The following is a 22,568-nucleotide window of genomic DNA, read 5'->3' on the forward strand; positions in this document are numbered from 1 at the left end:
AGGCATATGGATCATGCTCATAATCGCCAACGCGTCCATTGCTGCCATCGGTGATACCAGCGCAACCCCGTCCAGGCGGTTGCCGTGAAGCACCGCTGAGGGACGTCGCGCCCGGCATAAAGGCTTACTTGGAGAATACTATTTCGATTGACCCTGTATTGCTCGCGAAGGTCGTCAATGATGACGCGGGTTGTCTGGGGTAACGCGGTGCCCTGAAGTTCTTCGCGAGCAGGCTCGCTCCTACAGGGAACAGCGTTCGAGGTGTACAGAGGCGCAAAAACAAAACCCCTACCTGCATACGCAGATAGGGGTTTCGGAATTTAATCTTGACGATGACCTACTCTCACATGGGGAAACCCCACACTACCATCGGCGATGCATCGTTTCACTGCTGAGTTCGGGATGGGATCAGGTGGTTCCAACGCTCTATGGTCGTCAAGAAATTCGGGTACTGAGTCGTGGCCAGTTGGCCTCGCTTCAGAAAATTGGGTATGTGATAGTTTGGTGTTTTGTGAGTATTTCGAACTTTCGGTTCTTTCGTCTTCACACACCGCAATCTGATGCTCTTTCGAGTAGTCAAATTGCTTGGGTGTTATATGGTCAAGCCTCACGGGCAATTAGTATTGGTTAGCTCAACGCCTCACAGCGCTTACACACCCAACCTATCAACGTCGTAGTCTTCGACGGCCCTTCAGGGGACTCAAGGTCCCAGTGAGATCTCATCTTGAGGCAAGTTTCCCGCTTAGATGCTTTCAGCGGTTATCTTTTCCGAACATAGCTACCCGGCAATGCCACTGGCGTGACAACCGGAACACCAGAGGTTCGTCCACTCCGGTCCTCTCGTACTAGGAGCAGCCCCTCTCAAATCTCAAACGTCCACGGCAGATAGGGACCGAACTGTCTCACGACGTTCTAAACCCAGCTCGCGTACCACTTTAAATGGCGAACAGCCATACCCTTGGGACCGGCTTCAGCCCCAGGATGTGATGAGCCGACATCGAGGTGCCAAACACCGCCGTCGATATGAACTCTTGGGCGGTATCAGCCTGTTATCCCCGGAGTACCTTTTATCCGTTGAGCGATGGCCCTTCCATACAGAACCACCGGATCACTAAGACCTACTTTCGTACCTGCTCGACGTGTCTGTCTCGCAGTCAAGCGCGCTTTTGCCTTTATACTCTACGACCGATTTCCGACCGGTCTGAGCGCACCTTCGTACTCCTCCGTTACTCTTTAGGAGGAGACCGCCCCAGTCAAACTACCCACCATACACTGTCCTCGATCCGGATAACGGACCTGAGTTAGAACCTCAAAGTTGCCAGGGTGGTATTTCAAGGTTGGCTCCACGCGAACTGGCGTCCACGCTTCAAAGCCTCCCACCTATCCTACACAAGCAAATTCAAAGTCCAGTGCAAAGCTATAGTAAAGGTTCACGGGGTCTTTCCGTCTAGCCGCGGATACACTGCATCTTCACAGCGATTTCAATTTCACTGAGTCTCGGGTGGAGACAGCGCCGCCATCGTTACGCCATTCGTGCAGGTCGGAACTTACCCGACAAGGAATTTCGCTACCTTAGGACCGTTATAGTTACGGCCGCCGTTTACCGGGGCTTCGATCAAGAGCTTCGCGTTAGCTAACCCCATCAATTAACCTTCCGGCACCGGGCAGGCGTCACACCCTATACGTCCACTTTCGTGTTTGCAGAGTGCTGTGTTTTTAATAAACAGTCGCAGCGGCCTGGTATCTTCGACCGGCGTGGGCTTACGCAGTAAATGCTTCACCCTCACCGGCGCACCTTCTCCCGAAGTTACGGTGCCATTTTGCCTAGTTCCTTCACCCGAGTTCTCTCAAGCGCCTTGGTATTCTCTACCCAACCACCTGTGTCGGTTTGGGGTACGGTTCCTGGTTACCTGAAGCTTAGAAGCTTTTCTTGGAAGCATGGCATCAACCACTTCGTGTTCTAAAAGAACACTCGTCATCAGCTCTCGGCCTTAAGATCCCGGATTTACCTAAGATCTCAGCCTACCACCTTAAACTTGGACAACCAACGCCAAGCTGGCCTAGCCTTCTCCGTCCCTCCATCGCAATAACCAGAAGTACAGGAATATTAACCTGTTTTCCATCGACTACGCTTTTCAGCCTCGCCTTAGGGACCGACTAACCCTGCGTCGATTAACGTTGCGCAGGAAACCTTGGTCTTTCGGCGTGGGTGTTTTTCACACCCATTGTCGTTACTCATGTCAGCATTCGCACTTCTGATACCTCCAGCAAGCTTCTCAACTCACCTTCACAGGCTTACAGAACGCTCCTCTACCGCATCACCTAAGTGATACCCGTAGCTTCGGTGTATGGTTTGAGCCCCGTTACATCTTCCGCGCAGGCCGACTCGACTAGTGAGCTATTACGCTTTCTTTAAAGGGTGGCTGCTTCTAAGCCAACCTCCTAGCTGTCTAAGCCTTCCCACATCGTTTCCCACTTAACCATAACTTTGGGACCTTAGCTGACGGTCTGGGTTGTTTCCCTTTTCACGACGGACGTTAGCACCCGCCGTGTGTCTCCCATGCTCGGCACTTGTAGGTATTCGGAGTTTGCATCGGTTTGGTAAGTCGGGATGACCCCCTAGCCGAAACAGTGCTCTACCCCCTACAGTGATACATGAGGCGCTACCTAAATAGCTTTCGAGGAGAACCAGCTATCTCCGAGCTTGATTAGCCTTTCACTCCGATCCACAGGTCATCCGCTAACTTTTCAACGGTAGTCGGTTCGGTCCTCCAGTCAGTGTTACCTAACCTTCAACCTGCCCATGGATAGATCGCCCGGTTTCGGGTCTATTCCCAGCGACTAGACGCCCTATTAAGACTCGCTTTCGCTACGCCTCCCCTATTCGGTTAAGCTCGCCACTGAAAATAAGTCGCTGACCCATTATACAAAAGGTACGCAGTCACCCAACAAAGTGGGCTCCCACTGCTTGTACGCATACGGTTTCAGGATCTATTTCACTCCCCTCTCCGGGGTTCTTTTCGCCTTTCCCTCACGGTACTAGTTCACTATCGGTCAGTCAGTAGTATTTAGCCTTGGAGGATGGTCCCCCCATATTCAGACAAAGTTTCTCGTGCTCCGTCCTACTCGATTTCATGACTAAGAGATTTTCGCGTACAGGGCTATCACCCACTATGGCCGCACTTTCCAGAGCGTTCCGCTAATCTCAAAGCCACTTAAGGGCTAGTCCCCGTTCGCTCGCCACTACTAAGGGAATCTCGGTTGATTTCTTTTCCTCAGGGTACTTAGATGTTTCAGTTCCCCTGGTTCGCCTCTTGCACCTATGTATTCAGTACAAGATAACCATCTTATGATGGCTGGGTTCCCCCATTCAGACATCTCCGGATCAAAGTCTGTTTGCCGACTCCCCGAAGCTTTTCGCAGGCTACCACGTCTTTCATCGCCTCTGACTGCCAAGGCATCCACCGTATGCGCTTCTTCACTTGACCATATAACCCCAAGCAATCTGGTTATACTGTGAAGACGACATTCGCCGAAAATTCGAATTTCTCAACTAAGAGAACTCACAAATTTTACCTTAGCCTGATCCGTTACCAGTGAAAGTAACGTTCAGTCTATCTTTCTATCACATACCCAAATTTTTAAAGAACGATCTAATCAAAAGACTAGAAATCAATATTCATTACCGAATATTCATTTCTAAACTCTTAAACTTCGAAGCAGTTTATGGTGGAGCCAAACGGGATCGAACCGTTGACCTCCTGCGTGCAAGGCAGGCGCTCTCCCAGCTGAGCTATGGCCCCATAACAAAATTGGTGGGTCTGGGCAGATTCGAACTGCCGACCTCACCCTTATCAGGGGTGCGCTCTAACCAACTGAGCTACAGACCCAATTTCGAGCTTGTAACTGTTAGCGTGAGCTATCAGCTTGGAGCTTAAAGCTGCTTCTATCGTCTTCTTCAATGAATCAAGCAATTCGTGTGGGAGCTCATGGAGCAGCTGAGTCGTCGATTAAGGAGGTGATCCAGCCGCAGGTTCCCCTACGGCTACCTTGTTACGACTTCACCCCAGTCATGAATCACACCGTGGTAACCGTCCTCCCGAAGGTTAGACTAGCTACTTCTGGTGCAACCCACTCCCATGGTGTGACGGGCGGTGTGTACAAGGCCCGGGAACGTATTCACCGCGACATTCTGATTCGCGATTACTAGCGATTCCGACTTCACGCAGTCGAGTTGCAGACTGCGATCCGGACTACGATCGGTTTTGTGGGATTAGCTCCACCTCGCGGCTTGGCAACCCTCTGTACCGACCATTGTAGCACGTGTGTAGCCCAGGCCGTAAGGGCCATGATGACTTGACGTCATCCCCACCTTCCTCCGGTTTGTCACCGGCAGTCTCCTTAGAGTGCCCACCATAACGTGCTGGTAACTAAGGACAAGGGTTGCGCTCGTTACGGGACTTAACCCAACATCTCACGACACGAGCTGACGACAGCCATGCAGCACCTGTCTCAATGTTCCCGAAGGCACCAATCCATCTCTGGAAAGTTCATTGGATGTCAAGGCCTGGTAAGGTTCTTCGCGTTGCTTCGAATTAAACCACATGCTCCACCGCTTGTGCGGGCCCCCGTCAATTCATTTGAGTTTTAACCTTGCGGCCGTACTCCCCAGGCGGTCAACTTAATGCGTTAGCTGCGCCACTAAGAGCTCAAGGCTCCCAACGGCTAGTTGACATCGTTTACGGCGTGGACTACCAGGGTATCTAATCCTGTTTGCTCCCCACGCTTTCGCACCTCAGTGTCAGTATCAGTCCAGGTGGTCGCCTTCGCCACTGGTGTTCCTTCCTATATCTACGCATTTCACCGCTACACAGGAAATTCCACCACCCTCTACCATACTCTAGCTTGTCAGTTTTGAATGCAGTTCCCAGGTTGAGCCCGGGGCTTTCACATCCAACTTAACAAACCACCTACGCGCTTTACGCCCAGTAATTCCGATTAACGCTTGCACCCTCTGTATTACCGCGGCTGCTGGCACAGAGTTAGCCGGTGCTTATTCTGTCGGTAACGTCAAAACACTAACGTATTAGGTTAATGCCCTTCCTCCCAACTTAAAGTGCTTTACAATCCGAAGACCTTCTTCACACACGCGGCATGGCTGGATCAGGCTTTCGCCCATTGTCCAATATTCCCCACTGCTGCCTCCCGTAGGAGTCTGGACCGTGTCTCAGTTCCAGTGTGACTGATCATCCTCTCAGACCAGTTACGGATCGTCGCCTTGGTGAGCCATTACCTCACCAACTAGCTAATCCGACCTAGGCTCATCTGATAGCGCAAGGCCCGAAGGTCCCCTGCTTTCTCCCGTAGGACGTATGCGGTATTAGCGTTCCTTTCGAAACGTTGTCCCCCACTACCAGGCAGATTCCTAGGCATTACTCACCCGTCCGCCGCTGAATTCAGGAGCAAGCTCCTGTCATCCGCTCGACTTGCATGTGTTAGGCCTGCCGCCAGCGTTCAATCTGAGCCATGATCAAACTCTTCAGTTCAAACATCTTTGGGTTTTGAGAAAACCCTAAACTTGGCTCAGCAATCGTTGGTTACATCTTTGATTTCTCGCGGAGTAACTTGTGATGCTGATAATCTGTTGACTAGCAGTCTGACTCCACAAGCACCCACACGAATTGCTTGATTCAGTTGTTAAAGAGCGGCTGGTTAAGATCTTTCATCTCAACCGAGGCGCGCATTCTACAGCAGCCTCATTTGCTGTCAAGTGGTATTTTTCAGAAGCTTTCAAAGTTTCCTTTGTAACTTCAACCACTTACCCCGTAACCAGCAGCAAACTGCTCGTTAGCGGGAGGCGAATAGTACAGCATTAAAATGCATGGTCAACCCCCGCCTGAAAATTCTTTTCCTTACTAAAGAGCCCAGGTTGCCACTGTGAATACTTCCAGCGTCTGTACAAAGCATCAGGGCAGCAGAGAGGCCAGACCACGTCTTCACCCTCTCGCTATGCCCTCCTCCTGGAAAACCAACCATGCTGCCTTACCTGTTGCTTGATCACACGCAACGGCGGATGCCCGTGGTTAAACCTTGGTGGCGGAAGGTTGCGCGGGTGTTTCTGTCGTCGAAGCATTCGATGGATCAGATGATGTACTTGTAGGATCGCCCGCGAGATTCGTCTCTGTTTTGTGTAGGATTTTTCGTGGACAGTCGTAGTGGCCACTCAGTATCGTCCAAGGGTTTTCTACCCTCGGCGAATGTATGGATACGGAAAAGAGCAACAGCGATTGGAGTGACTTAGAGATTCAGGCTGCGGTCGATGCCTATCTCAGCATGCTTGCGCGGGAGCAGAACGGCCAGGCGATCAACAAGGCTCACGAAAATCGCACCTTGCGCGAAGGTGCTTTGGCCGGACGGACCAAAGGTTCGGTTGAGTTTCGGATGCAGAACATTTCTACGGTTATGGTCGAACTGGATCGAAAACCTATCAAGGGATACAAACCCGCCAAGAATGTCGGCGCCAATGTTGCGAAGAGCATTCGTGACGCACTCAATGCTCCAGGTCCTGCAACTCCCGAAGACCTCGCCCCGACAGCCGACGAGGCCACACTGGAGCAGCGAGCTGCAAAGCTTGAGCGAAAGCCGATCAAAGATGAGCCGAAGGGGATTGAGAAACCAGAGCAAACTCAGTCCAGCGGAAAGTCTTATGTTCGCGATCCGGAAGTGAGAGCGTGGGTGCGCCAACAGGCTGAAGGCAAGTGCGAAGGGTGTGGCGAGCCTGCTCCATTTGAAAAGTCGGGCAGGCCGTTTCTTGAGGTTCATCACGTTAAGCATTTGGCACAGGAAGGTTCAGATCGTCCGAGCAATGCTGTAGCGCTGTGCCCGAACTGCCATCGTCGTTGTCACCATTCGAGTGACCGGGAGGAGTTCACCGCTTCGCTTTATATAAAGGTGAAACGGTTGAAACCCGAATAACCGAGCGGAACAAAACCTGTGGCGAGGGGGCTTGCCCCCGTTCGGCTGCACAGGAGTCGTAAATCCGCGCGACTCAGTTTGTCTGATACTCCCGACTTGCAGCATTAAGGGCCGCTTCGCAGCCCAACGGGGGCAAGCCCCCTCGCCACAAGGTTGGTGCCTGGCATGGTTGCTGTGTTGATGTTGGGAATCGCTAGCAGGCTCGCTCCCACAAGAGATCAGAGAAAGGCTTTAGAGTTTTGATGCTAATAAGGGTCGCTGGATCTTCCTGCGACCCTTTTCTTCGCCCGCAACAAAGCTAAAACCTCACCTCCCCAACCCACTAATCCGCCAAGGACAATCCGCCGCCCTCACCCCATTCGGTCCGACAATCTCCGGTGTCTGCCCCAGCGACCTGGCGCTCAACACACTCCCCACCCGCTCAATCAACTGATCAAACCCCAACGTCGCATTCTCCTGATGCAATTTGCGCAGTTGCTCAACCAGGGCGTAGGTGAAGGCGCCGTAGCTGTTGGAGCCCACCTCATACTCATTGGCCTTTTCGTTTTCCCGCGCGGCGTAAAGCATCAGGGGCATGTACGGGCCGTGGTGGCCGTAGAGTTTGCCTTGGCGCAGCAGTTGGGCTTTTTTCTCGGGGCGCAGGCCGGTGGCGGCGCCTTGGGTGGTGCGGGTGCGGGTGAGGCCGCGGGTTTTGTTGTCTTGTTCGCTGAAGTCGCGGCGGTCGCTGTCGACGGCGTAGACGCGGCGATCCCAGTCACCGGCGTAGGGGTCCCAGCGCAGCATGCGGTGGCGGATGTCGCTGGGTGGCGTGATGCCGCGCACGCGGCCGTTGCCGCGCGTCATGCCGCCGGCGTAGCAGCAGTCGAACATGACGGTGAGTTTGGCGCCGTGGCCGTCCGGGTCGAATGGCAGGTGACTATAGAACTGGCGGAACAGTTTGTCGGTGAAGTGGGTGCTCCCGTCGTCCCAGTCGAAGTCGTGGAGTACCAGGGTTTCATCCATGCAATCGGCTTCGCCGCTGCTGCTGTAGACCGGCAACTGGGTACCGTGACCGGAGTAGAACAGCACTCGCTCGTCCCCGGCGCGTGCGCCTTCCACCAGCCATTCGAGGCGCTCGACGAAGTTGGCCCGGGTTGCCCGGGCGTCGTGCAGCAAACGGATGTCGCCAGCGTCGTAGCCGCTTTCCTGGAGCATGCGGCTGATCAGGTAAGTGTCGTTGATGCAGCCATCGAGGCGTGCACTTGGGTCAGGATAGTCGTTGATGCCGACCACCAGGGCGCGACGTTTGCGCTGGCCGCTGCGGGACAGGAACGCCGGCACCTCCAGCGCCCGCGCCACCACCACATCGCGGGCCAGTTGCGGCCACAGGCCGGTCTGGCTGGTGGGTGACGACAAGTAGGCCTGGGCGGCGTGATTGAGGTCGAGCAGGTCATCACGCAGTGGCAGAGTGAATTCGGTTTGCAGGTCGACCCGCGCCGAGTCAGGTGAGGTGACAGGTCGGGTCAGCAAGCCGTCGTTGGGGTTGTAGAGGTGGAACCAGCGGCGGATGCCTCGGCCACTTTCGCTCAGGCGCAGGACCCGCCCGCCCCACACTTCGCGCATCACCAGCGGCAACGCGATCGGCGAGCCGAAACTGACGAACACCCGGCCATCGATGCGCTTGAGTGCCGAACCTTTTTTCGCTACCGAACGGCGCAACGCATCGTAGCCGATCAAGCTGCCCAGCCCTTGGGCGAAGATGATCTGTGGATCGAATGCCTCGATCTTCGCCAACAGGTGCTGGGTCAGTCGGCTACGTAAATCGGCGTCTTCGATCCACTGCACAATGGCGCCCACCGTAACGCGCAACATTTGATTGACTGGCAGGCCCCAGCTGCCGAAATTCTCGTCGGCCTTGCCCCTGGCGTCGGCGCTCAACATCGCCAGGCCTCGGGTGATCTGGGCGAAGTCCGGCCCACCTTCCAGTTGGTCGTCGAAGGACAGAAAGTCGATGTCCTGGTCATCAATGAGGCGACCGTTCTGCGCCAGTTGAGTGCGGATCAAGGTGCGCCATTGCTCCTGCCAGTTCGCATCGATGCTCCCCCGCCCGTCGATTGCCCGGCTGAATCCAACACCTGACAGGCACAGGACACGCAGCCGTGCTGGCGCGACATCCGATCCCGGCTCGACCAAGGCTTTACTGGCAGGCGCCGTAACCGCAGGCACTGTTTGACCTTGGGCGGTGACCATCAAATCCTGCAAGCGCCGCAGTTTCGCTTCCAGGCTGTCTGCACTGGGCGCGGCAGGCGTGCGAGCGTCCTGGCCGGGATCAGGCAATGTACGGTTGCGGTTGCCAAGAAATCCGTTGACCCATTGGGCGCTGTTCCTCCAGATCTGCTCTGGGTCGAGGCCGTCGAGGTAACCGGTGGCGCTGTCCACCACTTGCCGACTTTGGGTCGCCAGTTCGGACTCGATCAATGGCAGCCCGACTCGACTCGGCACCACGGTGGCCGCCAACTTTGGCGCGGCCGTTGCGTTCGGTGCAGCGCGCCAGATGGGCGCGTTACCAAAGTGCTGTGCCGCGATCACCCGAGGGCCGAGGGCACTGCGCGGCAATTTGAAATGATCGCAAAGAAAAGCCAGCAGGCTGGTGTGATCGTAGTGCTGTGCCTGGACGTTACCCGTCCAGGGAATCAAGCCTGGTTTGAGCCACGGCGAAGCCAGGATCGCCGGCACACGAACGCCGAGGCGGGTGAAGGGGTTCTTCCACTCGACATCGACCGTTGAACCGGTCGCCACGCAAGTCGGTGGCACCACATGGTCATGGAAACCGCCATGTTCGTCGTACAGCAGCACGAACAGGGTTTTGTTCCAGACAGCGGGTTTGGCCGACAAGGCGTTGAACACCTCACCGACAAACTGATCGCCAAAGCGCAGGTCTTCAGGTGGATGATGCGACACGTTTGGCCCGAGCTTGCCGTTAAGCAAGCCATAACTTGGCTCGATCCAGGACAGTTCGGGGAGTGTGTCAGCGGCGACGTCCGCCTTGAAGTCCTCGATGCCCAGGTGCTGTAGACCACCCTTGACCAGCGCCGCCAGCGGAACGGCACCGTCGGAGTAAATACGCGCGTCGTGGCCGTTGTTGCGCAGCAGCGAAAAAATGCTCTCGCCGCCGAACTGCGCGATCAGGCTTTTGATGCCGGCCAGTACCGTGCCAGTGGAGGGCATCAGTAAATGACCATTGCAACTGCCGAGCATGGCAAAAAAACGGTTCGGCCAGGTCGGGCCTGGCACTGAGGAAAACCAGCGATCGCACACGGTGAAGTTGCGCGCCAACCCCTGGATTGCCGGCAGCGTATCGTCCGCTGGCGTGGCGCCGAACGGGATGTAGTTCATCGCCCGTTGGGCCATGGATTGCGACCAGGTTTTGTACACCGTCAGGCCTTTGCGAGCTTTTTCGTAGGCGTCCTGGGCGAAACCATCGAGTTTGGGGATGGCCGGACTGGTCTTGAACGAGACGCCCAGTTGTTTCTCTACGTTGTCGAACTCGTGGCCAAGGTCGAATCCCTCACTATTGCTCGGCGGTAACGCCGGAGGTAGAGGTGGCGGTGGTGCCCACAGGCTGTAGTTTTCCGGGAACTCTGACGCTTGGGTAATCACCGTCGAATTGCCATTGGCCAGCTTCAGCGGGTTGGTGCTGGGCGCCTTGCGGTCGATACCGTTACACGCGGGGTTGATGCTTGTGTAATCCCCCAACAAATGGTCGAACGAACGGTTTTCCATCATCAACACGACAACGTGCTCAATCCCTGCGGGCCAGTTGTTCGCCATGGTGCGCTCCTTGATGTGAAGTCTCGGTTTCGATCTCGCGGGTTTCACGGCAATCAGTTCCCATCATCTTCCCGCTCCCTGTCATCCACCTGATAGTTCGCCACATAGCTGTCCACAGCCGTCCCTATCGTTGGGAAAAACGCTGTCTCCCCCAGCCGCGCAAACAAGCCGAACCGCTTGAGCTTGTCCTTGACCGGGTCTTTCATCTCGGCAATGCACAACTCGATTCCTGCCGCGTGCAGGGTGTCGTCCAGTTCGGCCAGCATGTCGGCGGAGGTCACGTCGACGCTGGTGACCGGTTCTGCGGCGACCACCAGCCAGCGCACCGGTGTGGGCGATGCCGCCACGGCGTCCAGCACGCGGTCGCTGAACAGCTCGGCGTTGGCGAAAAACAAGGGCGCATCCCAGCGAAACAGGACCAGCCCGGGTACCAGGCGCGCGTCGGGGTAGCGTTTGATGTCGTGGTAGCCCTTGACCCCATCGGCACGCCCCAGCACCGCGGAGTACGGGCGCCAGGCATCCCAGAGGAATTCAACGATCGCAATCACGATGGCCAGGCCGATGCCTTCGATCGCGCCGAACACGGCCACGCCGACCGTACAGACAATCGACAGCCAGCATTCCCAGCGCTGGATGCGATAGATCCGGCGCAGGTCGGTAATTTCGATCAGGCCGATAGCCGAGGCGATCACCACCGCCGCCAGGGCGCTGGACGGTAAATGTTGCAGCAGGTCCGGTGCCACCAACAGCAACAAGGCCACCGCCAGTGCGCCGACGACGCCGGTCAACTGGGTTTTGGCTCCGGCCGCTTCGGCCACGGGCGTACGTGACGAACTGCTGCTGATCGGGAAGCCCTGGAAAAATCCGGTTGCCAGGTTGGCGATACCCAGCCCCACCATTTCCTGGTTCGGGTTGACGTAGGTTCGGGTTCGCGCTGCATAGACACGGGAAAGCACGCTGGTGTCGGCGAACGAGACCAGAGCGACGGCGCAACCGCCGATCAACACCGGGACGATATCGGCGGTGGTGATCCAGGGGATCGCGAACCCGGGCAAACCTTGCGGTAGCGAACCCAGGACCTTCACACCGGCGCGTGTCGCAAGGTCGAGCATACCCACGGCGACTGTCGCGCCGACCACGGCGATCAGGATACCCGGCAGTCGCGGCCATCTTTTGAGCAGCAGAATCACCGCCAGGGTAAGCCCGCCCACCACGAAGGTGGTCCAGTTGACCTTTCCCTCCATCACCGCTGAGGTAATAGCCCACAGGTCTCTCAACGGACCGTTGGACTCAATCGAAAAACCGAACAGCTTAGGCAGTTGGCTGATCAATACGGTCAGTGCGATGCCGTTCATGTATCCGTAGCGGATCGGTTTGGACAGCAGCTCGGTAATAAACCCCAGGCGCGCGATACCGGCCAGGATACACACCGTTCCGGAGACGATCGCCATCATCCCCGCCAGGGCGACGGCACGCTGCGGGTCACCGCCGGAGAGTGACAGGATGACCGCAAGTATGACCGCCACTAGAGAGGAATCCGGGCCCATCACCAGAATCCGGCTGGGGCCGAACAAGGCATAGAACAGCAGCGGAACGATCGTCGCGTACAGGCCATAAATGCCGGGTACTCCCGATGCCACCGCATAGGCGATACCGACGGGCACCAGCATCGTGGTCAGCACCAGGCCAGCCATAATGTCGTATCGCAACCACGCCCATTGGTATTCGCGCAGCACGCCCAGCCCCGGCAGCCAGCGGCGCCAACCGGTCTGTTCGTCCCGGCGGGTTATCCGGCCCTGCTCCGGGAGCGGGGGCGAAGCATCTGAATGGCTCATAAACGTCCTACTTGCTGGACCATGCCGACGCGGCGATATCGAAGTGATCAGTGTAGCTATTGCTTCAAATGCGCCATCACTGGAAGCTGTTCACCTAAAGGACTTGGAACCCGACATGAAATTCGACCTCGCCTACTGCCTCGGCCTCAACGACAAGTTGTCGATCTACGACGTTCGGGATCTGAATTTCGACGAGACGATGGATTTCGACTCCGCCAGGGAACACTTCCAGTGCCCCAACGATGCCTGCCGCTTGGCATTCGATACGACCAATGAGCTGGGCACGTTCAACGCCAAGAATGTGAATTACGTGCGCACGCCGCACTTCAAGAACCTGCCGAGTACACGGCATGTCGAGGGCTGCCCTTATGTCAGCTTGAAGACCCCGGGGTCGGGTGTGGATGAGGCGGAAACGGATGACAGCCGCGAGGAAAACTTCCCGTCGGAATTGTTACTGACTCGGCGTGAGTATGTGCGTAAACCGCCCAGCCCGAAGGTTGCGGTGGACGAGGTGCGGGATGAGTCGCCAACGTCGTCGGTGACCAGCAACGTCGAGCAACCGGGCAAGGAATCGGCCCCGGACAAGACCAGCGTCTTTGCCCACCCGGTGGAATGCTTCGTTTCGAACTTCGACGACAAGGACTTGCTCAAGCGTGTGCCGCTGAAGATTGGCGAGCACACCGCGCCTTACGGCGCGTTTTTCAAGAAGATCGAGTATCTGCAGGACAACAAGGGGCTGATTTACTGGGGCAAGGTCAAGGAGATCAAGGACTACACCCAGAGCTTTCGCATCGATTTCGAGAAGAAGGTCTGGTTCGAGAAAAAGCCTTACTCGGTCAATGTCTACCTGAGCAAGAAGCTGATCGACAGCTACCGCAAGCGCAAGGCGTTCCTGGAGGAGATCAAGCACGCCATCGAGAGCGGGCGGGAGTTGTATTGCTTCTTTTATGGGGTGACGCCCGAGTTGAAGCAGGTGCCGAGCAAGAAAAACCCCGAGCAGACGTTCGGGGTGTTCAGCGCCAATATCGAGAATCTGGATCACTTTATCGTGCGGGAAGCGCCGGGGTTGCACGCTAAATAACGACGGGGACCGTCCGTCTGCCTGAAAGTACTATTCAAAAATTGCATTTGATCCGGGCTCAAAACAACTGTACAAAAACACAGTAGATTTTGACCAACACTCTCGAGCCCGGAGAATACCCATGGCCTCTCAAGCGATGAAAATCACCCTGGAACGTATCGCCCTCTTTCAATTCACCCCGGCCCACTGCGCCCAGGCCCGAGCGATGCTGGGCTGGAGCGTGGAAGAGCTGTCGCGGGAGTCCCGAGTCTCGGTGGATGCCATTCAACGCTTCGAGGCGCGCCAGGAGGTGCTGGATGTCACACGCCTGGCGTTGGCCTATCGCTTCGAATCGGAAGGGTTGGTGTTCTTCCCGGGGTTTGCGCCGGGTCGGGGGATGAATGTGAAGGGGTCGACGCCGAACCCGGTTGGACGGGCGGATTTTGCGATGGTGGAGTGAGGATCAACAGATGAACGAAATCGACGATGGCGAAAACTGCGTTTATCAGGCACTGGGCATTCCCGATGCTGGTGATATGCGGGCCAAATCTGAATGCGTTATGAAGATCGGCCTTCTGCTGGAAAGCGGTCGATTGAGTAAGACTGATGCTGCGCAGAAGCTCGGATTGTCTGCCGAAGAACTAAACGAAATACTTCGAGGGAAGTTTCGCGACCTGAGCGTGGAAAAGATCTCGGGGTTCCTTGAGCAGTTAAAGAACTAGCGTGGCTAACTGATTTAGTTGAGCTCCTAAGCCGGTCCGCAGACCGGCCGGGATCACAACTTTACGCGTTCTGCACCACCCGCTCACTCTCCCCTTCCACCGCCAGCCACCACGCCCCACCACGCTGCGGATGCATCAAGTTGAACGCCTCGCCCATCTGCGGTGTGGTGATCGATACGTTGCGCTCCCAGGCCAGGGCGAGGATGCGGTCGAAAGGTTCGTACCAGGCGTGCATCGACAGGTCGAAAGTGCCGTTGTGGATCGGCAGTAGCCAGCGGCCCTTGAGGTCAAGGTGAGCTTGCAGGGTTTGTTCGGGTTGCATGTGCACGTGTGGCCAGTCGACGTTGTAGGCGCCGGTTTCCATCAGGGTCAGGTCGAATGGGCCGTACTGTTCGCCGATGCGTTTGAAGCCGTCGAAGTAGCCGCTGTCGCCACTGAAGAAGACCCGTGTATCGCCGTCGATCATTACCCACGAGGCCCAGAGGGTGCTGTTGCTGTCAAACAGGCCACGACCGGAAAAGTGCTGCGACGGGGTGGCAATGAACTGGATGCCATCGACTTCCGTGCCTTGCCACCAATCCAGTTGGCGGACTTTGCTGGCGTCGATGCCCCACTTGATCAGGGTGTCACCTACACCTAGCGGGGTCAGGAAGTGTTTGGTCTTGTCCGCGAGCTTCAGCACCGCCTGATGATCCAGGTGGTCGTAGTGATCGTGGGACAGGATCACCGCTTCGATCGGTGGTAATTCTTCCAGGCTGATCGGTGGCTGGTGGAAACGCTTGGGGCCGGCCCATTGCACGGGTGAGGCGCGCTCGGCGAAGACCGGGTCGGTGATCCAGAACTTGTTGCGCAACTTCAGCAGCACCGTGGAGTGACCCAAGCGATAGACGCTGTGGTTGGGTGCTGCGATCAGCGCGGCTTGAGTCAGGGCTTGCACCGGGACGGGTGCGCTCGGGCGGGTGTTTTGCGGCTTGTGGAACAGCGCGCTCCACAGGATGCCCATGGTTTTGCCAAAGCTTAGACGTTGAACCGGCGTGAAGTTTTGATACTGCCCTTGAGCCTGTCGGGACGCTTCAGGTGTGGAGGCGGTGTCCGCCGGGGAGTTTGAATTGGCCATGACTGAATGACTCCAGAAAAACCGCGCATGACGCGACTTTCCGCTTTGGGACGATAAATGGCCAAGGCACGCACGCATCAGCCGGACTTTCTATTTTTACTGGGCAGGATTAACAAAACATTACACTGCACAGTGTAGTTTCTAGGTTGCATCAAAGTCGATGACAAGTAAACTACTGAGTGTAATTCCCCCCTTCTTCCTGCCGAAGCGTACTTATGACAGCTCCACAGCGCCTCACCGACCGAAAACGCCAAGCGATCATCCAGGCAGCGATCAACGAGTTCCGTGACAACGGTTTCGAGATCACCAGCATGGACAAGATTGCCGCCACTGCCGGCGTGTCGAAGCGCACGGTGTACAACCACTTTCCCAGCAAGGAAGAGTTGTTCGCCGAGATCCTCAATCAGTTATGGATCCGGGTGACGGCAGAACAGGAAACGTCCTACCGTCCCGACCAACCATTGCGCGACCAGTTGCGCTCGCTGCTGATGGCCAAACTGCAGATGTTGGGCGACGACAATCTGCTCGACCTGGCCCGGGTCGCCATTGCGGCGACGATTCATTCCCCGGAGCGAGCGCAAGACATGGTGGCCCGAATGGGCGAGCGCGAAGAGGGGCTGACGGTGTGGATTCGGGCCGCTCAGGCTGATGGCCGGTTGAAGGCCGTGGCTCCCGAATTCGCCGCTCAACAGATCCATGGCCTGCTCAAGTCATTTGCATTCTGGCCGCAGATTTCCATGGGGCAGCCCAGCTTGTCCGCCGAGGAGCAAAATACGGTGGCGGATTCCGCGCTGGACATGTTCCTGGCGTACTACCAGCTCTAAATCAGTTGTTTGCAGCACAGGCTGGAATTAAATGGCTTCGAAGGACACTGATTATTCCGGCTGGAATAAATGACAATGTGCGCCACTATTACCGATGAACGGTAATTCTAAACCCCATGCAGTAAAGTGTTTCAGAATGAATCTGGCGCAGGGAATTATGGATAAACAACACGGCAAGGGTTTGTCATTTGCCAGACGCATCTACATGCCTCGAACCATTGGCTTGGGCATCGGCAGTTTCAGCGTGGCCGCGGCACTGTATCCGTTGCACCTGCCGGTCTGGGTCTGGGTTTTGTTGGCACTGAATGGTTTTGTCTGGCCGCATCTCGCTTATCAACTTTCGAGTCGCTCGGTTTTTCCCTACAAGGCCGAACGCCGCAATCTACTTTACGATTCGCTGTGCGGTGGTTTTTGGGTCGCGACGTTCCAGTTCAATCCGCTTTGCACCGTGACCATTCTGGCGATGATGGCGATGAACAATGTCGCCGCCGGCGGCCAACGGATGTTCCTGTTGGGCAGTCTGAGTCAAGTGGCGGGCGTGATGATTGCCTGGTCGCTGTTCGGCGCGGCATACACCCTGTCGACCACGCAACTGCAGATTTGGGCGTGCTTGCCGATGTTGACGCTCTACCCGTTGGCGTTGGGCATGGTCTGCTACCAGTTGGCGATCAAGTTGTCGGAGCATAAACGTACACTGAGCGCTTTGAGCCGCACCGACAGTTTGACGGGGCTCCTCAACCACGGCGCCTGGAAGGACTTGCTGCAAATGAAGTTTCGCGAGTGCAGCCAGCGTCAGCAGCAGGCCGCCATCGCACTGATCGACATCGACCATTTCAAGGCCATCAATGACACCTACGGTCATATCATTGGCGACTCGGTGTTGCGCCAGTTAAGCATCGAGCTCAAATGCAACCTGCGCGAAAGCGATCTGGCCGGCCGCTATGGGGGTGACGAGTTTTGCGTGATCCTGCCCAACATGCCGCTGAATCAGGCCATGGACGTTATGGAGCGATTGCGCAAAGTGTTGCAAGACTATCGACATCGGGAAGTGCCGAAGCTGCGGGTCAGCCTGAGTATCGGCCTGGCGGCTTACCAACCGTCGTTTACCGATGCAATGGCCTGGCTCGATGACGCTGACAAAGCCCTCTACACCGCGAAAAACACCGGGCGCAACAAGGTCAGTGTCAACCCAAGCAACATCGGCCTGGAAACGTCGGCCGTATGATGGCAATAGCTTGGCGATTGCGCTGCTCGAATGACGCTGAGGCTATAGTGAGCCTCAGTCCCAGCGCCAGACAGAGAGCATCATGACCACCACCCGCCACGAAACCACCGCCCCCGTCGATCACCTGCGTTTCCATCGCAAGCATGCCCACTTGGCGCCGACCTTCGGCAATGACAAGTTTGCCCTGCGCGCCGAAGCCTTTGCCCGGTTCTTTGGCACCCCGACCTTTCTCGGCGCACAAACGCTGATCGTTGTGGTCTGGGTGTGCCTCAACCTGTCCGGCTTCACCCACTTCGATGCGTACCCATTCATCCTGCTCAACCTGGCTTTCAGCCTGCAATCGGCCTATGCCGCGCCATTGATTCTGTTGGCCCAGACTCGTCAGGCTGCGCGGGACAAAGCCCAATCCGATGCCGATGCGCAGCACCGCGAAGCGCTGGCGATCGCCAACAGTGAGCGGCAGGCAGAAGCCGCAAAAAACACCGCGCAACTACTCGAACTGCTGGAGCAGAACACCCGCCTCACGGAGATGACCAAGTCCCTCACCGAGCGCATCGAAAACCTGACCACAGAAATGCATCAACATTTCGTGCGAAAGGACGTGCCAAAGACCTGAACGGTTTCACGGCAGTTTCAATGCCCGCCCCAGCTCATCGAACAGCGTGACCACCGAGCGCAAGGCGCGGCAGTCGGGACGAGTCAGCAGCCACAGCGCGGTGTCGTATCCGTGCAGCGGCTCGCCCAGTGGCCGTAATCCGTCACCGATCAAGAAATCCGGCAGTGCCGCGACACCCAGCCCCGCCCTGACCAGCTGGGTAACCGAAAGCATGCTGTTGCAGCGATAGCCTGGCGTTACACCCGGCAAGGCTTGGCGACGCCAGGTAACGGTCGGGTGATCGGGCAGGAAGTCATCCGGGGCGATCCAGGTCAATGAGGCCAGGTCTGTGGTGTTGACCGTTTGCAGATAGCGTTCGCTGGCGCATACGCGGTAGGAAATATCCGCCAATCGCCGTCCTACCAAATGCTCCGGTGGCGTGCGGGTCAGGCGCAGGGCGATATCGGCATCCCGACGGCTGAGATTGGCAAAATCATTGGACGTGCTCAGTTCGAGCATCAGCGCCGGATAGTTCGGCATGAACTGCGCCAGCGCCGGCAACAGCAAACCTTGCAGGACCGAGTCGGTGCAGGTCAGGCGCACAATGCCGCTGATCACTTCACCGCCCTGCTCCACACCGATGCGCGCCGCCTCCAGAGCCTGCTCGGCACGTTCGGCCTGTTCAGCCAGGGACTGCGCCAGGGTGGTCGACAGGTAACCGGCGCGGCTTTTTTCGAACAGTTGCTGACCCAGCGCAGCCTCCAGCCGGCGCACCGCTCGAAACACCGTCGAGACATCCACCTTGAGCAGTTGCGATGCCCGGACCAGAGACCCGCCGCGTACCAGCGCGAGGATCAGGGCCAGGTCCGGGTAGTCCAGTCGATAGTGCGTCGCTGCATTGATCACTTGGGGAAACGCCAATATTGAATGCGTGAACGCCAATCTATAGTGGGCACCAGGAATCAACAAGTGCAGAGGCCTCTCATGGAAACCCGCCCGATTCGCATCGCCTTGATCGGCGATTACGACCCGCAAGTCACCGCCCACCAGGCCATTCCCATCGCCCTCGAAAGAATCGCCGCACACACTGGCCTGAACCTGCAATGGCACTGGCTCGCCACCGATGAAATCCACGCCGGGACACCACTGCGCACATTTGATGGCTTCTGGTGTGTACCGGCCAGCCCCTACCGCAACATGGACGGTGCATTGCTGGCGATTCGTTTTGCCCGCGAACAGCAGCGACCTTTCCTCGGCACCTGCGGCGGATTTCAACACGCGGTGCTGGAATATGCGCGCAATGTGCTGGGCTGGTCGGACGCCGAACACGGCGAAACGGCGCCCGATGCAACTCGGGCGCTGCTGACACCGCTGACGTGCGCGCTGGTGGAGGCGGTCGATACCATTCATTTAGATGAAGGCTCGTTGATCGCCCAGGCGTACGAAAGTACCGAGATACGTGAAGGCTATCGCTGTCGCTATGGGGTGAATCCACAATTCGAAGGGGAGCTGCTCAAGCGCGAATTGCACGCCGTCGGCCACGATGCGGAACACGGACTGCGCGTGGTCGAACTCAGCGGTCATCCGTTCTTTGTCGCGACCTTGTTCCAACCCGAGCGAACGGCGCTCAAGGGCGTCTTGCCGCCGTTGGTTGGCGCCTTTGTCGAAGCCTGTGCGGGGCGCTCAGCATGATCGCCGATACGCCAGCTGCGCCTTATTACGCGGTGATTTTTACCTCTCTGCGCACCGAGGGTGACCAGGGTTACGCCGCAGCGGCCGCACGGATGCTGGAGCTGGCCCGTGAACAGCCGGGGTTTCTCGGGGTGGAATCGGCTCGGGGCGAGGATGGGTTGGGAATAACCGTGTCGTACTGGGCCAGTGAAGCGGCGATTCTGGCGTGGAAGCATCATCCGGAACACACGGCGATTCGCGAGCGTGGGCGCTCGACCTGGTATGCGCGGTGTAAAACGCGGGTGTGCCGGGTTGAGCGGGCCTATGGGTTCAGCTTGTAAATGATGCGGTGTGCTTGAGGCCGTCTTCGCGGGCAAGCCCGCACAGTGTCTTGTGTCACACCCAAGATCCCTGTGGGAGCGGGCTTGCCCAGGAAGAGGCCAGAACGGTCAACGCAAAACGATCAACCCTGCACCAGACTGCGAACCGCCGCAATCTCCGGCACCTCCACCCGACTCATGTACACCCGCAATGGCTCGGTGATGTTGATCCGGTCATCGATGTTCTGGTCCAACAACAACCGAATCAATTCGCGCTTGAGCGTCATGGTCTGCCCGGGCCCCGCGACCCAGACGAATTCGCTGGTCGGGATGATGCCGTCGTCCGCCACGTCCATGCCGAATGAATCTTCGCTGAAGCGCACAATGTAGTGGCCGGTCTTGCGATTGAGGCCGACGAAGCCTTTGAGTTGGTCGGCAGCCTGGCAGATGAGCTGGGAAGTGATGCGCATGTTAAACCCCGCAATGGTGATCATTGGTTTGCACGCAGGGCCTGCGTCTCCCTCTGCCGGGGAAATTGCAGCGCCCCAGCGTACTGCAAACGGGCGCACAAAAGCGCTGACGAACATCAGCTTTAGACAACTTTATGTCGGTCTCGCGATAGCGCCTGCAAAGATGAATTGTTAAAAGGGACCGCTCACTCATAACGAAAGGAACTCGAGCATGCCGGCAACCTTTACTAAAAGTGCCTTGTTACTGAGCCTGTTGCTGGGCCTCGGCCAGGCACAGGCCGCCAGCGAACCCACTCCCACGGCGTTGGCGACCCGTTTGGGTATTCCACATCCAGCGGTGATCGCCCACCGTGGCGCGTCTTTCGATGCACCGGAATCCACCGCCGCCGCCTACAAGACTGCCCTCGACCTGGGCGCCGACTACCTGGAAATGGATCTGCAGCGCAGCAAGGATGGCGTGCTGTTCGCCTTGCACGACAACAACCTGCAACGCACCACCGACGTCGCCAGCAAATTCCCCGAGCGCAAGGACAGCCCCGCCAATGCGTTCACCATGGCCGAACTGAAAACCCTGGATGCGGGCAGCTGGTTCAATGCCGCGTACCCGGATCGCGCACGTCCTGCCTTCGCCGGCCTGAAGATTCTGACCCTTGATGAAATCATCGACATCGCCGAGGGCAACGCCCTGCACAAGCCCGGCCTGTACATCGAGACCAAGGAGCCTAAGCAGTTTCCCGGCATCGAACACGACCTCAAGGAAAAACTCCACGACCGTGGCTGGCTGAGCCCGAGCGCTTCGAAACAGGCGAATGGCGAGCTGGCGGTCGGCCTGGGCAAAGGCAAGGTGGTCCTGCAGACCTTCGAGAAGAACAGCCTCGAACTGCTGCAAAAGGAAATGCCGACGGTGCCCAAGATCCTGCTGTTGTGGGTCGGTGAAGGCAGTATCGAACCCAAGTCCAAGGTGACCTTTGCCGAGTCCGGCGAAAAGGATAAAGCCGCCTACTACGCCAAGCAGGAACCGAAGGATAAAGCCGAATTCCAGCGCTGGATCGACTACGCCAAGGCCCAGGGTGCCATCGGTACCGGCCCGTCCGCCGCACTGACCCAGGGTGGCGACCAGAGTTACTCAGACCTGGTGCAACCGTGGATGAACCAGTACACCCACGATCAAGGCCTGCTCGTGCACGTCTACACCATCGACGATGCGGTGGACTACCAGAAAGTCATGGACGCCGGTGTCGACGGTATTTTCACCAATCGCGCCAGTGAGTTGTTGAAGTTTTATAAACGTCCAGCGCCGGCGAGTGTGGCGCAGGTGCTACAGAACAACGGCTACTGATCCAGAGACGCGCAAAACCCTGTGGGAGCGGGCTTGCTCGCGAAGACGGAGTGTCAGTCACCACCATTGCTGAATGACAAACCGCTTTCGCGAGCAAGCCCGCTCCCACAGGTTATGTATTTGTGTTTGTGTGTCCGAACACAGTCCCACAGGAGTTGATGCAGGACATGTAGAGGGATTTAAGGGTGGATTAAGTTACACAAGCTAACCTGATCTCACTTAAACGGATCACCCAAGGAAAGAAGCCCATGAAGACCCTGACTGCTTTGTTTACCGCTGCAACCCTGACGCTCACCGCGGGCCTGGCCCAGGCCGATGTCCGGGTCGATGAGATCCCGCAACTGGTCAAGGACGGCAAGATCAAGCCGCTGGAAGACCTGAACAAGATCGCGCTGGATCTGCACCCGGGTGCAACGATCACCAAAACCGAACTGGACAACCACTTCAACGGTTACGAGTACGAGATCGAGCTGCGTGACGCCAAGAACGTCGAGTGGGATGTGGACATCGATGCCTCCAATGGCAAGGTCCTGAAAAACAAACAGGACAAGTAATCCTGAAACACACAAAAGCCGCACGACTCAAAACTCGTGCGGCTTTTGTGC

General features: G+C 57.1%; 16 protein-coding genes, 2 tRNA genes and 3 rRNA genes. 11 read left to right on the plus strand and 10 right to left on the minus strand.

Annotation, left to right across the window (positions count from 1 at the left end; all coding sequences use genetic code 11):
* Window positions 1–324 precede the first annotated feature (324 nt).
* The 5 genes from rrf to QMK54_RS24300 all read right to left on the minus strand — a co-directional run bounded on the left by rrf (window position 325) and on the right by QMK54_RS24300 (window position 5,546).
* Window positions 325–440 (minus strand): 5S ribosomal RNA (rrf, locus tag QMK54_RS24280).
* A 156-nt stretch (window positions 441–596) separates the two neighbouring features.
* Window positions 597–3,488, minus strand: a 23S ribosomal RNA gene (locus tag QMK54_RS24285).
* Window positions 3,489–3,727: 239 nt separating this feature from the next.
* Window positions 3,728–3,803, minus strand: a tRNA-Ala gene (locus tag QMK54_RS24290).
* A 10-nt stretch (window positions 3,804–3,813) separates the two neighbouring features.
* Window positions 3,814–3,890 (minus strand) — tRNA-Ile (locus tag QMK54_RS24295).
* A 121-nt stretch (window positions 3,891–4,011) separates the two neighbouring features.
* Window positions 4,012–5,546 (minus strand): 16S ribosomal RNA (locus QMK54_RS24300).
* The 16S, 23S and 5S rRNA genes sit together here with 2 tRNA genes alongside, the layout of an rRNA operon.
* A 715-nt stretch (window positions 5,547–6,261) precedes the next feature.
* Between QMK54_RS24300 and QMK54_RS24305 the strand changes: the two genes are divergently transcribed.
* Window positions 6,262–6,975, plus strand: coding sequence for an HNH endonuclease (locus QMK54_RS24305; RefSeq protein ID WP_223589420.1), 714 nt, complete (start codon window positions 6,262–6,264; stop codon window positions 6,973–6,975).
* A gap of 306 nt (window positions 6,976–7,281) precedes the next feature.
* On the opposite strand, the gene QMK54_RS24310 is transcribed toward QMK54_RS24305, so the two are convergent.
* Together QMK54_RS24310 and QMK54_RS24315 are read right to left on the minus strand one after the other, a co-directional pair.
* A complete protein-coding gene (locus QMK54_RS24310; RefSeq protein ID WP_223589418.1) occupies window positions 7,282–10,785 on the minus strand; it encodes an alkaline phosphatase family protein in 3,504 nt (1,167 codons plus the stop codon).
* Between the two features lie 53 nt (window positions 10,786–10,838).
* Window positions 10,839–12,620, minus strand: coding sequence for a SulP family inorganic anion transporter (locus tag QMK54_RS24315; protein WP_223589416.1), 1,782 nt, complete (start codon window positions 12,618–12,620; stop codon window positions 10,839–10,841).
* A gap of 115 nt (window positions 12,621–12,735) precedes the next feature.
* On the opposite strand from QMK54_RS24315, the gene QMK54_RS24320 reads away from it, so the two are divergent.
* The 3 genes from QMK54_RS24320 to QMK54_RS24330 all read left to right on the plus strand — a co-directional run bounded on the left by QMK54_RS24320 (window position 12,736) and on the right by QMK54_RS24330 (window position 14,402).
* The gene (locus QMK54_RS24320) at window positions 12,736–13,701 is read left to right on the plus strand and encodes a hypothetical protein (protein WP_110662631.1); all 966 of its coding nucleotides are present in this window, start codon (window positions 12,736–12,738) and stop codon (window positions 13,699–13,701) included.
* 121 nt (window positions 13,702–13,822) lie between these two features.
* On the plus strand, window positions 13,823–14,140 hold the full coding sequence (locus tag QMK54_RS24325; RefSeq protein WP_007998876.1) for a helix-turn-helix transcriptional regulator: 318 nt from the start codon (window positions 13,823–13,825) through the stop codon (window positions 14,138–14,140).
* Between the two features lie 10 nt (window positions 14,141–14,150).
* Window positions 14,151–14,402, plus strand: coding sequence for an XRE family transcriptional regulator (locus QMK54_RS24330; protein WP_080925349.1), 252 nt, complete (start codon window positions 14,151–14,153; stop codon window positions 14,400–14,402).
* A 61-nt stretch (window positions 14,403–14,463) separates the two neighbouring features.
* On the opposite strand, the gene QMK54_RS24335 is transcribed toward QMK54_RS24330, so the two are convergent.
* Window positions 14,464–15,519: an MBL fold metallo-hydrolase gene (locus tag QMK54_RS24335; protein ID WP_320401466.1), complete on the minus strand. Its 1,056-nt coding sequence runs from the start codon at window positions 15,517–15,519 to the stop codon at window positions 14,464–14,466.
* A 215-nt stretch (window positions 15,520–15,734) separates the two neighbouring features.
* On the opposite strand from QMK54_RS24335, the gene QMK54_RS24340 reads away from it, so the two are divergent.
* The 3 genes from QMK54_RS24340 to QMK54_RS24350 all read left to right on the plus strand — a co-directional run bounded on the left by QMK54_RS24340 (window position 15,735) and on the right by QMK54_RS24350 (window position 18,184).
* Entirely contained in the window at window positions 15,735–16,343 is a 609-nt protein-coding gene (locus tag QMK54_RS24340; protein WP_110662718.1) for a TetR/AcrR family transcriptional regulator, read from the plus strand.
* Between the two features lie 157 nt (window positions 16,344–16,500).
* Window positions 16,501–17,568 (plus strand): diguanylate cyclase, encoded by a 1,068-nt coding sequence (locus tag QMK54_RS24345; RefSeq protein WP_223589407.1) that lies wholly within the window; start codon window positions 16,501–16,503, stop codon window positions 17,566–17,568.
* An 82-nt stretch (window positions 17,569–17,650) separates the two neighbouring features.
* Complete coding sequence (locus QMK54_RS24350; protein WP_110660767.1) at window positions 17,651–18,184, plus strand: DUF1003 domain-containing protein; 534 nt, start codon at window positions 17,651–17,653, stop codon at window positions 18,182–18,184.
* 6 nt (window positions 18,185–18,190) lie between these two features.
* Here QMK54_RS24350 and QMK54_RS24355 read toward each other — a convergent pair whose 3' ends face one another.
* Window positions 18,191–19,132, minus strand: coding sequence for a LysR family transcriptional regulator (locus QMK54_RS24355; RefSeq protein ID WP_320401467.1), 942 nt, complete (start codon window positions 19,130–19,132; stop codon window positions 18,191–18,193).
* Window positions 19,133–19,147: 15 nt separating this feature from the next.
* On the opposite strand from QMK54_RS24355, the gene QMK54_RS24360 reads away from it, so the two are divergent.
* A complete protein-coding gene (locus tag QMK54_RS24360) occupies window positions 19,148–19,855 on the plus strand; it encodes a CTP synthase (protein ID WP_320402944.1) in 708 nt (235 codons plus the stop codon).
* Complete coding sequence (locus QMK54_RS24365) at window positions 19,852–20,175, plus strand: antibiotic biosynthesis monooxygenase family protein (RefSeq protein ID WP_110660764.1); 324 nt, start codon at window positions 19,852–19,854, stop codon at window positions 20,173–20,175. The genes QMK54_RS24360 and QMK54_RS24365 overlap by 4 nt, the downstream gene beginning before the upstream one ends.
* Before the next feature lie 122 nt (window positions 20,176–20,297).
* Here the strand turns inward: QMK54_RS24365 and QMK54_RS24370 are convergent, their stop codons facing one another.
* Window positions 20,298–20,624 (minus strand): DUF2025 family protein, encoded by a 327-nt coding sequence (locus QMK54_RS24370; protein ID WP_320401468.1) that lies wholly within the window; start codon window positions 20,622–20,624, stop codon window positions 20,298–20,300.
* Between the two features lie 211 nt (window positions 20,625–20,835).
* Between QMK54_RS24370 and QMK54_RS24375 the strand changes: the two genes are divergently transcribed.
* Both QMK54_RS24375 and QMK54_RS24380 read left to right on the plus strand, forming a co-directional pair.
* The gene (locus tag QMK54_RS24375; RefSeq protein ID WP_320401469.1) at window positions 20,836–21,963 is read left to right on the plus strand and encodes a glycerophosphodiester phosphodiesterase; all 1,128 of its coding nucleotides are present in this window, start codon (window positions 20,836–20,838) and stop codon (window positions 21,961–21,963) included.
* 248 nt (window positions 21,964–22,211) lie between these two features.
* Entirely contained in the window at window positions 22,212–22,517 is a 306-nt protein-coding gene (locus QMK54_RS24380; protein ID WP_007974512.1) for a PepSY domain-containing protein, read from the plus strand.
* Window positions 22,518–22,568: the final 51 nt, after the last annotated feature.

The sequence above is a fragment of the Pseudomonas sp. P5_109 genome (genome assembly GCF_034009455.1).
Lineage (GTDB): Bacteria > Pseudomonadota > Gammaproteobacteria > Pseudomonadales > Pseudomonadaceae > Aquipseudomonas.

Excerpts from the sequence above, each read along its gene's own strand:
- QMK54_RS24305 (WP_223589420.1), top strand. The coding sequence starts at position 6,262 with ATGGATACGGAAAAGAGCAACAGCGATTGGAGTGACTTAGAGATTCAG.
- QMK54_RS24310 (WP_223589418.1), bottom strand. The coding sequence starts at position 10,785 with ATGGCGAACAACTGGCCCGCAGGGATTGAGCACGTTGTCGTGTTGATG.
- QMK54_RS24315 (WP_223589416.1), bottom strand. The coding sequence starts at position 12,620 with ATGAGCCATTCAGATGCTTCGCCCCCGCTCCCGGAGCAGGGCCGGATA.
- QMK54_RS24320 (WP_110662631.1), top strand. The coding sequence starts at position 12,736 with ATGAAATTCGACCTCGCCTACTGCCTCGGCCTCAACGACAAGTTGTCG.
- QMK54_RS24325 (WP_007998876.1), top strand. The coding sequence starts at position 13,823 with ATGGCCTCTCAAGCGATGAAAATCACCCTGGAACGTATCGCCCTCTTT.
- QMK54_RS24330 (WP_080925349.1), top strand. The coding sequence starts at position 14,151 with ATGAACGAAATCGACGATGGCGAAAACTGCGTTTATCAGGCACTGGGC.
- QMK54_RS24335 (WP_320401466.1), bottom strand. The coding sequence starts at position 15,519 with ATGGCCAATTCAAACTCCCCGGCGGACACCGCCTCCACACCTGAAGCG.
- QMK54_RS24340 (WP_110662718.1), top strand. The coding sequence starts at position 15,735 with ATGACAGCTCCACAGCGCCTCACCGACCGAAAACGCCAAGCGATCATC.
- QMK54_RS24345 (WP_223589407.1), top strand. The coding sequence starts at position 16,501 with ATGGATAAACAACACGGCAAGGGTTTGTCATTTGCCAGACGCATCTAC.
- QMK54_RS24350 (WP_110660767.1), top strand. The coding sequence starts at position 17,651 with ATGACCACCACCCGCCACGAAACCACCGCCCCCGTCGATCACCTGCGT.
- QMK54_RS24360 (WP_320402944.1), top strand. The coding sequence starts at position 19,148 with ATGGAAACCCGCCCGATTCGCATCGCCTTGATCGGCGATTACGACCCG.
- QMK54_RS24365 (WP_110660764.1), top strand. The coding sequence starts at position 19,852 with ATGATCGCCGATACGCCAGCTGCGCCTTATTACGCGGTGATTTTTACC.
- QMK54_RS24370 (WP_320401468.1), bottom strand. The coding sequence starts at position 20,624 with ATGCGCATCACTTCCCAGCTCATCTGCCAGGCTGCCGACCAACTCAAA.
- QMK54_RS24375 (WP_320401469.1), top strand. The coding sequence starts at position 20,836 with ATGCCGGCAACCTTTACTAAAAGTGCCTTGTTACTGAGCCTGTTGCTG.
- QMK54_RS24380 (WP_007974512.1), top strand. The coding sequence starts at position 22,212 with ATGAAGACCCTGACTGCTTTGTTTACCGCTGCAACCCTGACGCTCACC.